The organism is Bradyrhizobium sp. WSM2254 (genome assembly GCF_000472645.1).
Taxonomy (GTDB): domain Bacteria; phylum Pseudomonadota; class Alphaproteobacteria; order Rhizobiales; family Xanthobacteraceae; genus Bradyrhizobium; species Bradyrhizobium niftali.
Map to the genome: position 1 here is coordinate 29,208 of NZ_AXAB01000025.1, position 15,295 is coordinate 44,502.

At 60.8% G+C, this 15,295-nt stretch carries 9 protein-coding genes; 6 read left to right on the forward strand and 3 right to left on the reverse strand.

What is annotated here, in order from left to right; genetic code table 11:
• Positions 1-161: 161 nt before the first annotated feature.
• From A3M7_RS0118830 to A3M7_RS48640, 3 genes are all read right to left on the reverse strand, one after another.
• Entirely contained in the window at positions 162-1,472 is a 1,311-nt protein-coding gene (locus A3M7_RS0118830; RefSeq protein ID WP_027545319.1) for a hypothetical protein, read from the reverse strand.
• Between the two features lie 414 nt (positions 1,473-1,886).
• Entirely contained in the window at positions 1,887-2,246 is a 360-nt protein-coding gene (locus A3M7_RS44495; protein ID WP_049823531.1) for a carboxymuconolactone decarboxylase family protein, read from the reverse strand.
• Positions 2,243-2,416 (reverse strand): hypothetical protein, encoded by a 174-nt coding sequence (locus A3M7_RS48640; RefSeq protein ID WP_156936922.1) that lies wholly within the window; start codon positions 2,414-2,416, stop codon positions 2,243-2,245. The genes A3M7_RS44495 and A3M7_RS48640 overlap by 4 nt, the downstream gene beginning before the upstream one ends.
• A gap of 556 nt (positions 2,417-2,972) precedes the next feature.
• Between A3M7_RS48640 and A3M7_RS0118850 the strand changes: the two genes are divergently transcribed.
• From A3M7_RS0118850 to A3M7_RS44515, 6 genes are all read left to right on the forward strand, one after another.
• Entirely contained in the window at positions 2,973-3,986 is a 1,014-nt protein-coding gene (locus A3M7_RS0118850) for a S1/P1 nuclease (protein ID WP_245284282.1), read from the forward strand.
• A gap of 357 nt (positions 3,987-4,343) precedes the next feature.
• Positions 4,344-7,871, forward strand: coding sequence for a S8 family serine peptidase (locus A3M7_RS0118855; protein ID WP_027545322.1), 3,528 nt, complete (start codon positions 4,344-4,346; stop codon positions 7,869-7,871).
• 7 nt (positions 7,872-7,878) lie between these two features.
• Positions 7,879-9,330, forward strand: coding sequence for an MBL fold metallo-hydrolase (locus A3M7_RS44505; RefSeq protein ID WP_198033769.1), 1,452 nt, complete (start codon positions 7,879-7,881; stop codon positions 9,328-9,330).
• Positions 9,331-9,442: 112 nt separating this feature from the next.
• Positions 9,443-11,146, forward strand: coding sequence for a hypothetical protein (locus A3M7_RS0118870; protein ID WP_156936923.1), 1,704 nt, complete (start codon positions 9,443-9,445; stop codon positions 11,144-11,146).
• Positions 11,147-11,573: 427 nt separating this feature from the next.
• Positions 11,574-14,210: a hypothetical protein gene (locus tag A3M7_RS0118875; protein ID WP_156936924.1), complete on the forward strand. Its 2,637-nt coding sequence runs from the start codon at positions 11,574-11,576 to the stop codon at positions 14,208-14,210.
• On the forward strand, positions 14,197-15,291 hold the full coding sequence (locus A3M7_RS44515) for a ComEC/Rec2 family competence protein (protein ID WP_156936925.1): 1,095 nt from the start codon (positions 14,197-14,199) through the stop codon (positions 15,289-15,291). The genes A3M7_RS0118875 and A3M7_RS44515 overlap by 14 nt, the downstream gene beginning before the upstream one ends.
• Positions 15,292-15,295: the final 4 nt, after the last annotated feature.

The window sequence follows — 15,295 nt, forward strand, 5'->3', positions numbered from 1 at the left end:
CGGCGGCCCAAGGGGGAGCTGTGGGCGCTGCGTCGTGGGCGTTCTCGTCGGTCTGCCTATCGTCGCTCAAGTCGCCTCCTCAGGCCGCCACGACTATCATGGCGTGGGTCGATGTCGCATTGCTCGTCATACCCGAAGTAATGCTGCCGACGCACGCCGCCCTAGTTCCAGTCATATCGCTTCGGCGTCGTGTGCATGAGTTCCATCGAGAAAGCCGAATTCAAGCCGGAAGGTCTGATCGTGATCCACTCGTGACTGTCGGCCTCGTGCTTTCCTTCTCGAGGCACGGTCAGTCGGTCGAAGCTTCCGTTCTCCAGTCTGAATTCGCCCCTACCAAGCTTCAGCAACTCGTAGCCGCCGCCGAAGATTTTGATCTCCGAGATATGCTCGGCGATTTCCTTGCTGCAATCGAACAAGACCATGCTTCGCTCGAGTTCCAGGAGCTTGCAGGTCGGTTGAAAGCGATCCAGAAACGGCTCGGACAGCATTGTGAAGCGGAGAACATCTTGTTGCACGTCGAGCATGCCGTGCGACCCGGCCGTCTTTATGTGCTCCATGCGGTCTTCGGCGTCCCCCTTCGGATGCTCGAGTTTACCCTCCTTGTACGGCAGGTGTTGCTCGGTGTCGGGGATGATCCAACTGAAGCCGAAGTTGTACTGAGAGTTCTCCGACCATTCGCGCTGCCGGTTTTTCTGCTCTTCCGGCGTCTCCACGATCTTGTCGGTCCCTCCTCCGAAGTAGAAGCCCATCAGACCCTGTGCGTGTACGCGCAGCGATAGCATGGTTTGAAAGAAGAATTCGCCCTTGCAGACGTCCCAGAGCGGCGCATCCAGTTTGACGACGGTGACCAAATGGTCCAGCAGAAGCTGCGACTCGAGGAGGAACTGAATTTTCTTGGTCGTCTGATCGATCCCCTTGATCCCTGCACCGATCAGCGTGGTGATGCCGTCGGCCCAGGCGCTGAAGAAGTCCTTCTGTTCGGCGTCGTTCAGCGAGATGTCGAGGTACCGGAATCGTGTGGCGTAGCCTCTATTCGAATCCAGGATTATCCTCAGGCGCTCGCGATCGAATATTTCACAATGGCTGATCCCCCGCCCGTAGGCCGCCCTCTGCAAGTCCGCGATGATGGTCGGGGTGAGGCCCACGTTCGTGAGAAACACGAAGCCCTTTGGTATCGGTTTGTCTTCCTTGGGCTTTAGCGCGTTATCGAGGTCGTCGCCGAACTTGCGCTGTATTTGCGAGCGATGTTCGTCGGTGTCGGTGGCGTCGTTCACGAACCCCACGGCTCCGAAGAAAAGTTCTCCCCTATGGAAACCTTGGATATCGCGTCCGCCGTCCGGGCCGCCCTTGGGTAGCCGAGGCAGCAGGTCAGTGTAGTCTTGCTGAACGGAAAGGATCTCCAGGCACATGCGCTCGCGCTTGGCCTGGTTGGCGTTTAGCTGGTCTTTGAGCCGGCGATCTGTCTCGCTCATCCGCCCACTTTCGCATTCCTGAAGGTCGTCTACAACAAGTGGAGCGGGCGCCTGCACCGGCAATACCACATCTGTCCAGCTTGTGCCGCGCAATGCCCTTTCAGTTAGGGCCATGAGCGAGACTATCGGCCACGGGGTCCAGGTCGATGCTGTCGTCGCGATCTCGAAGAGATGGGCGGCGGCAGTTCACTGCTTCAACTGGTAAGTACCATCCAGCCAGCCCCTAAGCAGGACCTCGACGACCCTGGACACGTTCGTCTTGCCCAGGATCGCTTTCACTTTGGCCTCCATGATCACCTGCTCGTCTGCGAGGACTTTGGAGGGCGGCCTTGCCTTCGGGGGCGCGAGGTCCGCTTCGGCTGCGTGGTCGGCGAGGCTTGCCTTCGAAGTCGGGCACCGGTTGATCGGACGATCTCATGCCGCGCGGCGGGCCTTCCGTGCCCGGAGCGCGCGACCGAGGGTGACGGCATCGAGACCGATGTAGTTGTCCTTCAGAACGTCCACCGCGGCGAACGCATTCGGCCATCCCGCGTAGAACGCCAGATGCGTGACGAGCTCCGATAACTCGGCGGGCTTCATCGCCTCGTCCAGAGCGTTGTTGAAATAGTGGGCCATGCTGATGCGCTGCCCGTTCGCGAGCAGGGCGGCCAAGGTGACGATAGAGCGATCTTTGCGCGACAGTCCCGGGCGAAGCCACAGTCCGCGCTCGATCTTCGTGATCGTGTAGTCGGCCAGCGTCGGCGAAACCGACCTCACCTCGCTGCGGCAGCTCATGAAAACCGAAGTCCCATACCGTCCAGTTGCTGACCAATGTCCTGCAATACGGCTTGGGCATAGGTGAGCGCAGAGCGCATTTCGTCGATCGACCCTTCGGGCGAAACCGGGTTTACGGAGTTTTCGACGATCTGGACCGCGGCCAGACACCTGGCAAGTCGAGAAGCCATGTCCTCGATCTTGAAATGTTGATTCTTCAGTCGATCCGCAATCTCATCGACCCGTTGCCGAAGACGTTCCTGTTGGAAGGTCCGGATAGGAGTGACGTTTGACCTCGATGTGCACGGCATGCTCCGCTACATCCTTTCCGCGGCAAGATCGAATGTCGATCGCAGGGAGGCAGCCCCCCGCTTCACTTGTGCCCAAATTGGGTTAAGCGCTGACTTGTCCGACATCGGACATCTGGGTTCGGATAGTCCCCGATCCGCCATGAAGCCAGATCTCTGCCCGAGCCGCTTAGGCGCTGGCCGGTGGTCGGGTAGGCAGCCGTCAGGATCCGGCCTTGGTCGAGAGAGGACTTGCTTTCTGGTTGTCTGTAGGATTTTCTACTATCGGTTTCTTTTTCATTGACCGACAAGTCGCGCGTCCAGCGTCGTAATGCTGGTGTCGTATTGAGGGGCCAAGCTGATTTTCGATCGCGCATGCCGGGGGGCGGCCGTCGCGCGAGGCCGGCGATGCGTCGGATTCTTTCAGGCGGGGATGTCGATTATGTCAAAATTCTTGGCTGTGCTCGCTACCGTCATCGGCTTATATCTGCCTCACTCCGCTTCGGCCTGGGGGCCGGATGGACACCGTCTGGTCGGCTCGATCGCCGACCAGTTGCTCAGCCCGAGCGTGCGACAGCAGGTGAAGACGCTGCTAGGCGTCGACCTGCGGGAAGCGGGCCCATGGCTCGACTGCGTCAAGAGCGTACACCGGCAGGCCGACGGTAGCCTCGCTTACGTCGAGGATCCGCTCTACGAACCGCCCTGCACGCCGTTCGCGAACGACCGGGCCGCGATGGTCGACTACGCCGGCAGGAACTGGATCGACTGCGTCTATCCGGAGGGAGCGAGTGCCGCATCGAATCTCGGCTGTCACAACACGTATCACTTCGACGACATCGCCTCGCAGCGGGACAAGTTCGACCGGAACTACGTCGGCAACAGCGAACACGACCTGGTCGCCGCGACCAATGCCGCCATTGCGGTGCTGCTCGGACGCCCCGCTCCTCCGCCGTTCGATATCAAGGACAAGAAGGAGGCGCTCATGATGCTCGCCCATCTCGTCGGCGACATGACGCAACCGCTCCACGTTGCGGCGCCCTACCTCGGGCCGGATGGAAATCTGGTCGATCCGGACGTCACGCACACCATCGATCCTTCGACCGAAACCGCGGGCGGCAATTGGATCCATGACCCGAAAGTCCTCAAGGGAAGCGACGCGTTCCATCACGCGTGGGACGACACGCCCGCCGATCTCGGCGACACTGCACCGCAGACCCTGGTGGACCCTGCCAAGGCAATGCCAGCCGATACGGATCGGATCGAGAATTGGGCGGCGATCTGGGCGACGGATACGATCAACGTATCGAAGCAGGCCATGGCCAACGTGACATACAAGAAGACGGGTCCGAGGAAGTGGTCGATCATGTTCTCGGATCGAGACGCGTACCTGAGGGACGCGGACAAGCTCAAGAGGCAACAACTGGCGAAGGCCGGAGCCAGGTTAGCGGCCGTCGTGAACAAGGCCTTTCAATGAAGCCGTAAACCGGTCATGGACGGGACAGTCCAGGTTATCATCATATCCGCGGACGACGGCGCCGGTCTGCGCCAAAAAATGCATTGCATTATGACATTGCGTCAATCTAAGCTTGTGGGATAGGCGCCCACGAAAGACTTGGGAATAGGTATTTTTCGACAGCGTTCGCGCTCCGGCCTCGGCCGCAGTCGGAGCGGACATATTGGGTGCGGCGCAACTGGACTTCATCGCGACTATCGTTCTGCCGTCGAGCGGCCAGTGCTCGGCCGGATCGCCGTTGCGAGGAATGAAATCTACTTTTGAAGTCGGACGAATTATGGTCGCCAAGGCGCGATCGCAGGTAGCGGATTTGAGCAAATGGGTGGCTCTGCAGAAGGTAAAGTTCAACTGTTGGTCAAGGCCGCCGGCGAGTTTTCGCCGAAGCCACTGAAGCTCGGCCTGAAATCGGAAGTCAGATTCAGATCCCGACCGCTGTTCAAGAGCATCGTTCCGAACGCTCTCGGCGCCGCCGCTCAGCCAACCTGGCATGTGGTGGAGACCGACCTACCGGCCTCCGGCGTCAATCAGTGGGACCTGTGTCATGCGATGAGGCATCAAGGTCAATCGCTGGCCGCCGGAGGCATCGAAATCATCGAGCCCGACCTCGAGCAGCGTTGGCCGATCGGCCCGACGGCGCGGATGCAGACCGACTTCGCCATTCGGGACGGTGGTTCGCACGATCAGGACCCGTCCTTCCCCCACGAGAAGGACAATTTTTGGTTTCGCGACGCAACTCACGGACAGTTCGACGCCTTGGGCAAGATCGCCGACCCGGGAACCGGGAAGCGGGTTCGAATCGCGCATCTCGATACCGGATTCGATCCCAACCATTCGACCCGGCCGGCCTTCCTGAGCCTGGGCGAACAGCGCAACTTCGTCGACGAGGAGTTTCCCGACGACGCGACCGATCGCTCCGACGGCGTCTTCAACAATTTCAGCCACGGTACGGGCACGCTGAGCATCCTGGCGGGTAGCGCCGTCGCTGGTCGCCAATTCGGCTGCTCGCCGACGGCGGAAATTATTCCCATTCGCGTCGCAAATCGCGTCGTGCTGTTCAGAAACAGCGCGATCGCGGAGGCGCTCGACTACGTCCACGGGCTTTGCCGCAAGAAGGAAACGTTCGTCCACGTCGTGACGATGAGTATGGGAGGGCTGCCATCGGCGGCTTGGGCCGAAGCCATCAATGCGCTCTACGAGGCGGGTGTGATCGTCGTGACCGCGGCCGGCAACAATTACGCGAACCTGCCGTCGCATTTCATCGTCTATCCCGCGCGCTTCGACAGGGTCGTGGCGGCATGCGGGAGCATGGCGGACGGAAAACCCTACGCCGACCTTCCTCCGACGCAGATGGCAGGCGACTACGGGCCTCTCAAGAAGATGGAAACCGCCTTGTCGGCGTATACGCCGAACACGCCATGGGCGCGGTTCGGAGATCCGGACGTGGTCGATTTCGACGGTGCGGGAACGTCCGCTGCGACACCGCAGATCGCAGGAGCGGCCGCCCTCTGGATCCAATACAATCGGGCGGCGTATGAAGCCCTCGAAAAGCCATGGCAACGGGTCGAGGCTGTGCGAGCCGCGCTGTTCAACACCGCCGACAAGAACGCGGCCCCCAAGGACCATTTCGGACACGGAAAGCTCAGGGCAAAGGACGCGGTCCAGGCGCCGGCAGCGACCGATCTGCGCATGCTGCCGCCGGATGACGCAAGCGGTGCCCTTCTCGACATCCTGCTCGGGCGGGGCGCCGCGCCCGCCGACCCGATGGTTCGCCTCGAGCTTGCTCAGATTCTGCAGGCAAGCGGTCTCGAAGCCAGACTCGATGGAGGTGCCAACGCGTCGAGCGTCGCCGGCCAAGTCCTCGCCATGCCTTCGATCTCTTCGCCGCTCCGCACGGCATTGTCGCACGGACAGCAGCCACCGGCGCCAGCCGCGGAAATCACTCCGCAGAAAGTAAGGCCCGCGGAAGCGCTCAACGTGAAGCTTGCTATGGCTCCGGAGATTGCGGAGCCCGCATTCCGCAAGCTTCGCGTCTTCGCCTACGATCCTTCGCCCCAGACCGATCCTCAGTTGTTCGGCATCAATCAAGCGACCGTCTATGTGCCGTGGGAGAGCGGACTTCTGCCCGGCCCGGTCGGCGAATATCTGGAAGTCGTCGACGTTGATCCGGCCAGCCAGTGCTGCTATGCGCCGGTGGATCTCAACCATCCGCATCTTCTCGCTAACGACGGGCATTCGCCTTCGGAGGCCAATCCGCAATTTCACCAGCAGATGGTCTACGCAGTCGCGATGCGGACGATCGCCCGGTTCGAACGGGCGCTCGGCCGCAAGGCGCTGTGGGCACCACGCTACTTCCGGGATCATAAAGGGAACTTCGTCGACAGCGCATACGTCCAGCGCTTGCGCATATACCCGCACGCGATTCGCGAGCGTAACGCCTACTACAGCAGCCAGCGGATGGCGCTTCTCTTCGGCTACTTCGGAGCCAACAGCAGCTACGCCGGGAACGCGCTTCCCGGCTCGCAGATCTTCTGCGCGGTCTCCCACGACATCATCGCTCACGAGACAACCCACGCCCTTTTGGACGGTCTTCATCCTCGATTTCAAGAAGCGACCAATCCCGATGTCTTGGCGTTCCACGAGGCCTTCGCGGATATCGTCGCCCTTTTCCTACATTTTTCGATGCCGGAGTCCCTGCTCCAGCAAGTCAAGCACACGCGGGGCGATCTCTTTCAAGAGAGCCTCCTCGGTCAGCTTGCCGTACAATTCGGGGAGTCCAGCGGCATGCACGGCGCGCTGCGCAGCGCCATCGGCGGCAAAGACGAAAAAGGGGAGTGGCAACAGGCGCCGGTCACTCGGCTCGACTACGAGAACGCCAAGAACGACGGAGATCCTCACGCGCTCGGATCGATCCTGGTATCCGCAGTCTTCGCGGCGTTCATCACGATCTACAAGGGCCGCAGTGCCGATCTGATGCGGTTGGCGACCAACGGAACCGGCATTTTGCCCGCAGGGGAAATCTCGCAGGATCTGGCGGTGCGTCTGGCCAACGAGGCGTCCACCGTCGCAAACCAGGTGTTGAACATCTGCATCAGAGCGCTCGACTACGTCCCTCCCATCGACATCACATTCGGCGAATACCTGAGGGCGCTCGTTACGGCGGATCGGGACCTCGTGCCCAACGACGACCGCGGCTATCGCGTCGCCTTCATCGCCGCCTTCCGGGACCGAGGCGTCTTTCCGACCGACGTTCGCCATCTGGCCGAAGACAGTCTGGTATGGCTGCCGCCGCCGATCGAAGTGGATTGGGCCAACCAGTTCGCCTCGCTGGTCGAGACGCTCAAGCTGGATTGGAATCTGAACTCCGATCGGCGGAAGGCCTACGAGACGTCGCAGGAGAACCAGTGGAAGGTCCGCGAGTGGATCCTCAAGCCGGAAAGGAAGCCATTCCTCGACGCGATGGGGTTCGAGTCGCAGGCGGCGAAGACCCAAATCGGCACGATGACCGGCGAAATGCGGCCGATCGAGGTGCATTCCGTTCGCCCGACGCGCCGCACGGCTCCGAACGGCTCGAGCCAGTCCTGGCTTGTCGTCGAGATCACGCAGACCTTCCGCTGTCTACCGGATGGAGAGCGATATCGCGGAGGCTGCACGCTGATGGTCGATCTGAATACCAACAGACCCAGGTACTTCATCCGGAAGCGCCTGCGCGGAGGAAGCGGCGCGCTCGTTCAACAGGCCGCTCGCATCGCGGCGGCGACTCGCGCCGCGGAGCGCGGCGTTAGTTATGTCTCTCCAGGCGACGCTTCTGCGAACCGCGAAGCATTCGCGCTCCTTCACAGGGAATGAGGCACCCATGGCCAAGAAAAAGCGTACGGCTAAAGCCTCTGTCGCGAAGAAGGCGCGAGCAAAAGCCTCGGTCCCGAAATCGGCTAGGAAGGCGCGCGTTCCGCGGCAGAAGGTCGAGGCGAATTCCGATCCTTCCGCGGCGGCCGGTCGATCCGGGGCGACCGTCCGGGTCTATCGGCAAGGGCTTGGTGACTGCATTCTCGTCACATTGCCCAGACAGGACGGGACGGACTTTCGTCTGATGATCGATTGCGGAGTCGCGGTGGCGACCCAGAACGCGACCGATAAGATGAAGGACGTTCTCGAGGACATCGTCGAGACCGTTAAAAACAACAAGATCGATGCGTTGGCGATCACGCACGAGCATTGGGACCACGTATCCGGATTTCAGCAGGCGTCCGACGTATTCGAGCGCCTCCCTGTCGACGAAGTCTGGCTCGCATGGACGGAAGATTCCAAGGATGAGCTCGCGAAGACGCTCAAAAAGGATCATCAGCGGGCTTTCGCGCTCCTTTCGCGCGGCGCAGCCGTACGGGCCATGTCCGGAGACGCAAGCGGCGCCGGATCTCTGCTGAACATCGCAGGCATGCTGGGGGCCGCCGGCGAAAAGACGAAGGCCGCGTTGGACATCGTGAAGCGTAAGGTCGACGATTCGAAAACGCGCTACCTGCGCCCCGATGTGACCGAACCGATCCTCGTGCCGGGCACCGGCGCGACCATCTACGTCCTGGGGCCTCCGCACGACGAGAAGGCGATCAAGCATTTCAACCCGTCCAAGCGCAATCCTGAAGTCTACGAGCTTGCCCTCGACGGGACCGGGCTGCTGGCGGCGGGCGTCTACACCGCGCTCGCCGAACCGGCTGACGTCCGGCCATTCGCGGATTCTTCGAGCATCCCGTTGGAGGCGGCGCGCTCGATGCCGTTCTTTCAGCACCACTACTGGGGAACTCCGGGAGATGCCTCGGAATGGCGGCGGATCGACAGCGATTGGCTGGGCGGGACGGACGAATTCGCCTTGATGCTTCAGTCCGCGACCAACAACACGAGCCTGGTGCTCGCGATCGAACTGCAAAGCGGAGACGTCATGCTGTTCGCCGGGGATGCGCAGGTCGGCAACTGGCTTTCGTGGCAATCGCTGTCCTGGAAGCATCCCGACGGGCGCACGGTTACGGGGCCCGATCTGCTCGCGCGGACGGTGTTCTACAAGGTCGGCCATCACGGGAGCCATAATGCGACCTTACGCCAGCAGGGGCTCGAACTCATGAAGCGGCTCGAAACGGCGGTCATACCGGTCGACGAGGCTGTGGCGAAGAAGATGCGGTGGGCAGCGATGCCGTTGGCGGGCCTCGTGAAAGCCCTCAAGGATCAAACGTCAGGTAAGACCTTCAGGACGGATGACGAGGGACTAACCGCGAACGTCGGACCGAGGCCGAAGCTCTACCTCGAGTTCGAAATCTGAATGCGAGTCCGCAAGGCGTTAAGTCCGTCAGAAGGTCGTCAGTCGTTCGAACGACGCGACGATTGCGACCTGACAGGCAAGAAGTCGGCTGCAAGGTTTGGACGCATCCGGGTTGCAGTTCGGAAATCGAAGCGGAACGACGATTGAAGGTGCCATCGTGTCTACTCAGCCATTCCATGGTTCAGCTTCGCAAGTTCAGTCGGTCCAGAAGCAGCAACCGCAGCAGCCCGAGCAGCAGCAACAACAACAGCAACAACAACACCAGCAGCAGCTGCTGCTGGCGCTGCAGGAACAGCAGGAACAGGGGCAGCAACAGCAGCAGGAGCAGCAACAGGAAGTCGCGCAGCAGCAGCAACAGCAGCAACGGCGCGAATTTTCTCCCGCATATTGCAACGCCTTTCTGATAAAGCAGGTGAAACCGCAGACCGACCAGCAGAGGGCGAGAGCAATCCGACGAGAGCGATTCTACCACGGTACGCTCGATCAGGCCGAGGAGCTCGAGAGTGGACAGTTCAGGCTGCTGTTCGGCGTAGTTTCGGAAAGCTGGTTCGCGAGCAACTCCGATTGGGCCAAGAGAGCGGCCTCGGACGAGCAGGAGCTCATCAAATACTTGGCTGCAATCCCGTTGTTTCTCATCGGGATCGACCTCGACGCAGCGACGATCGAAGAACTTGCAGGCCGCCGCGGCGCCGATTTGCAGAGCGGGGTCCGCCCGATGAGGGAAGCGCCGGACCGTGCGCTGTTGAGCCTGGAGCGGAGGTGGGTGACCATCGAAACCGGCCGAACGGGGGCCCGGGGCGCTCTTGTATTCAACAATCTGTTCGAGGCGCCGTCCTCCGCTCGAGTGCTTTCGATCAGAACGTCTTCCTTGGAGACGCGTACATCGCTCAACACCCTGGACCCCTTGCGAAGGATCGGCGACGCGACAGTAAATCAGATAAGGCAGGAACTTCCTCGTACCAACGTGATCGGCGCGTTGACTGTCTTCGACGTCGGTCAGGGTGAAGCGATCGGATTGACCGGCGGTGGTCACGTCTCCTGCTATTTCGATTTCGGAGGAGGCGTCGCGAGCAACCGAAAGACGTTTCCGACCCGTCTCAAGCAGTTTTGTCTCTGTAACCAGCCTCCTATCATACTGTCGCATTGGGACCATGATCACTGGTCTTCCGAAGGTCGCGATACCCGAGTGCACGCGCGAACCTGGATCGTGCCTCGACAGAGCGTAAAGTCGAGCAAGCGTGCGCCCCATCACTCCGCACTGATCGGCTCGATCCGAGCCAGTCACGGAACTATTCTTGTCTGGCCTCGAAAGGTCGCCGCAAAGAAATTCGGCCAGATCATCGTCCAACAATGTACGGGAAGCTCCAAGAATTCATCGGGGCTGGCGCTCTCGCTGCTTCCGCCCAAACGCGTTGCAGGAAAGCCGGCCCTTCTGCCCGCCGACGCGGGGTACGGAGATCTTCCGCGTTACCCGAAGAGTGGCGGTCTCGACGCAATCGTCTGTCCGCACCACGGAGGAAAATCGCATTCGCCGACGGTTCCTCATCCGCCGGGCAGATCATATAGAAGGCTCTTCTACACCTATGGAAAGGGCAACACTTACGGCCATCCGCTGACCAAGACGTATCAGGACCACCACACGGCGAAATGGACCGACAAGCGCGTGAAGCGTCCGCCACCCGACCAACTTGCCCGCAATACGGCAGATCGCAATCGTCTTGGTTTGGGCCATATCGGGTTCGATTGGACGACCAGCAAGTCGCTCGCAAAAATGCTCTGCTCCGTGAAGTGCAGCCTGGACGTTCAACAGAAGTGAAGAGTGCGGAGGGTCTGATACCGATGGGCTGCGAGTGGATCGCAGTCAAAGGCACTTATTGCCGCCGCGTTCGGCGTGAGGCACGCTTGCAACTAAGGCAGACCACAACCATGATGATCGGCTACTGGATTGGGGCCATTCGATGCGGGCAGAAATGATACGGTCTTCGCTCGCTTCTTGGGCGGTGGATACGGAGCCCGGGGAGGGGGCAGCCGCTTTTGCGACGATAGGCGTCCTGGCCGGGAATCTATTTCGATCGGATCTGAGGCCGCTTGAGGCCGGTGATCTCAAATCGCTCAACGACGTCGAAAGTCTGACCGACTGTCTGAGACGGTTGCTCAAGGATACCAGATCTCATGATCGGGTTTACCCACGGCGGCTGCGGTGGGGATCCGGTGAGGGTTTCTCTCCCAAGTGGCGAACATTGTTGAGTGGGATCAAGCCCCGCGTCGCAGCGGCTGCTTGGCGCAGTTTTGGCCGTCTTGAAGGCGCCCAAACCCTGCAGTGTCCGGCATGGGACTTTTCGGACGAAGATGTCGCATTCGTGTTCCCTTGGCTCAGACGCCTGGCCACCTGGCCGAACACGGGTATCGACTTAATCTGTTTCGAATGGTGGCAGGCTTCGATAGGAGCGACCAGTTTCTCGGGCGCAACCAGGTGGAACTGGCCTCTCAGCATCGGCTTCCTTTCCGACGGGAGGTCGCAGACGTTGATGCATGAGATTGGTGCGTTTCCGGAGATGATGCGAAAGCTCGTCCGGATCATCGACCTGGAAAGGACCGGTCAGCCTTGCGATCTCCTCGTCTCACCGTGGGACGTTTCCGACACGCTGCGGCGATTGCCTTCGAGGAAGGTATCGGCCAGCGCCATATTGCTCAACGAGCATCCCGACGTCGCCATCGGACGAACGCCGTCGCTGATCTCAAGACTGCGAAAAGAGGTCGGTGCGTCGGCCGTCTCGCTGATCGGAAACTGGAGCGGGTCCTCCACTGTCTTCGACGTGGTCGCGAACGTCAGTCATGACCTGCCTTTCGACGACGCCGTAGCACGTTCGGAGAAGTTTCCCTTATCGGCTGCTTATCGCCTGACCATCGCCGACCCGGCTTTCATCGAAGCGACGCGCATCAGCCGCCTCGGCAAGGCATGGGCCGATCGGCTTTTGGAGCAGGGACGGTATAGGGAAGCGGCGGACGCCATGCGTTTGACGACGTCGACGTTCGATCACGAATGGGGCGCCGCGAGTGACCTTGCCGAACAATCGGATCGCCGGCTGGACTTCGCGGAAGTGCGGGAATTGAAGCTCGACGCCTGGCAAGTCCCTCCACCTAAGCGTCGCTTGATCAAAAGAGGAAACCGCGGTTTCTTCAATGGCGAACGTAGCGCCTGGCATTTCATTCGGGTTCACATCGCCAAAGGCGAAAAGGAGGGGGACCCGAATTCCGTCAGATTCGCGGATGAGAGGATCGATTGGAAGGAAGGGAGGAAAGGCCTCAAGATCGGCATCGTAGCTCCCGGCTGCGACGTCCTGGGATTGGCAAGCGACCGGGAGTTCAGCCCCGTCTTGATCGACAATCTCGTGCAGAGTTTGACCATTCCCTTCTTTCGGGGAAGCCGTTTCGCCCGTCCCGTCGACAGTATGCTGCTTGACATCTCGTTGAGTTCGTCAGGCCCCAGCACGAACGCCTTCCTTCTCGTCAACGCGCCGCCGTCGGCCAAAGCCAGGATACTCGTCGCCGACGGGAATCGGATTCTGCAGACGGCGATACTCGATATCCGAGATATCACGGGCGTCGAAGGCGCCACGACGCCGGTCGTGTCCTTCCGGGAAGAAGGCATCGTTCGCGCGACTTTCGAAGGTCTGCGGGAGAGACGGCCGTTCGACATGGCGCTCTTGACCAACGACAGCCTGACCGGATTTTCTCAAGTCACGACGCTCGCTGGCGATCGCATCAAACTGGACGACATGGATGAGATCAAACCTGCGCTCGCCGCCGTCAAGTCGATCTTGGAAGACGTCGTCAATCTTCCCGACGATTTCATAGAGCCGGAATCGGAGGCATTGACGAGGTTGTTGAACGACCTTGCGCAGCAAGGCGTCCTCCTTCGGAGGTACTTCGAGGACAAAAATCTCGGAACTGTCTTGGACAGAAGTCCGGAGCGGCTACAGATCGTTTCCGCCAATCCGGATGAAGCGCTGCCGATCGAGTTCGTATACGAAGGGCGTGCTCCCGACGACGGGGTATCCGTCTGTCCGAACCAGGCGGATCGGCTCGACGCGGGATCCTGCGGAAGTTGTCCGCATCGGAAGGGCAGCGAGCACGTCTGCGCACTGCGTTTCTGGGGAACTTCGAAAGTCATCGAGCGGCACCTCTACGATCGGCGTGCCCCGGAGCGAGGTACCTTCGTGACGATGACGGAGCCGACCGGCCGAAATCGCATAGAGCAGCCGGCCGTCCGGATGTTCGCCAGTAGCACCCGGGCTCAAGAATTCGTTGGCGCGCAAGAGCTTTTCGCCACGTTTCCCCCGCGCCTGACACCCGCGCTCCCGAAGAGCTGCAGCGTCCTGCTGTCTCCCTCCGATTGGGACGACTGGCGCCGTCATGTACAGCTAGATCGTCCCACCTTATTGGCCCTGGTCGCGCATACGGATCTTTTGAACAACAGGGAGGTGCTCGAGATCGGGAGCGGCGCGCATCTGACGAACGCGCAGATCGACGAGAGAATCGTAGGCGACAACCACCCGACCATCGTCCTCCTTCTGGGCTGCGAGACCGCCAAACCCGATCTGAGGATGGCGAGCTTCGTCACGGCATTCCGTCACGCCAAGGCGGCCGTCGTCATCGCCACGCTGACATCCGTTCTGGGCCGCCACGCGGCGCCGATCGCCGTCGAGCTCATCGAGAAGATGGACGAGTATTGGCGAGACGCTCGTCCCATCACGGTCGGCGACGCGATCGCGGATCTTCGGCGTAGCCTTCTCAAGAAGGGATTGCCCGCGGGGCTGATGATCACGGCGTTCGGCGACGCGGATTGGATCATCGGAGGCGCGGATGTTGCGAGTTGAGATGATCGCCGCCCGGCAGGGGGATTGCCTCTGGATCAGTTACGGATCGGGCAGGGCCGAGCATCACCTGATCGTCGACGGCGGTCCGGAGAAGGCCAAGGTCCTGCGGGCGGCGGTCGAACGCAAAATGGAAGCCGATCCCGGGCGCCGCCTGCATGTCGATCTTCTGGTCGTCACGCATATCGACGACGATCACATCGGCGGCGTGCTGGATTTGCTGGAGCATATTCCCGAGGGGCTCACGATCGGCGAAGTCTGGTTCAACGCGTATCGTCATCTGGTGCCACCCGACAAGCTCGGCGAAGAGCAGGCCGAACGCTTGAGCGCGTTGCTGGACGGCTTGGTCGCGCAGGGAACATTGACGTGGAACGCTTCGTTCGACGGCAATGCGGCGGTCGTGGAAGAAGGCGGCAAGCTGCCGAGACTATGCCGTCAGGATGGCTTGGCGCTGACGCTGCTCAGTCCGGATCGAGGGCAACTCGTCAAATTGGCGGGGGCTTGGAAGGAGGTCGTGAACGAGGCGGAAGGCGTGCAGGCCAAGGAAGAGCCGAAGGACCGCTTGGGACGAAACGATGCTTGGCCGCCCGACATACCCACGCTGGCGATAGCGAGGTTCTACGAAGACAGAAAAGAGGCGAACGGATCCAGCATCGCCTTTCTGCTGGAGTACGGAAATATTCGAATATTGTTCGCGGCTGACTCCTTTCCGGGACGGATACTCAAATCGCTCGGTCGCCTCACCTGTCCGAAACCTGTGAAGCTCGACGCCTACAAGCTGTCCCACCACGGCAGCAAGAAGAACAACAGCAGCGAGTTGCTGCGAAGCGTGTCCTGCTCGACCTATCTCATATCGACCGACGGAAGCTATTCCGGTCATCCCGATGCCGAGGCGCTCGCGCGGGTGCTGGTGGAGGGCGGGCCGAACCCGCTGTTGATATTCAATGCCAGGACGAAATTTACCAACCGCTGGAACGGTCCGAAGGAGCTCAAGGGATCGCCGCCGTTTCGAACGCACTACCCCGATGACCCGGCAGGCATATCGATCCGCTTCGACGGCTCCCCTTCTCCGACGATAGAGTGAGCGA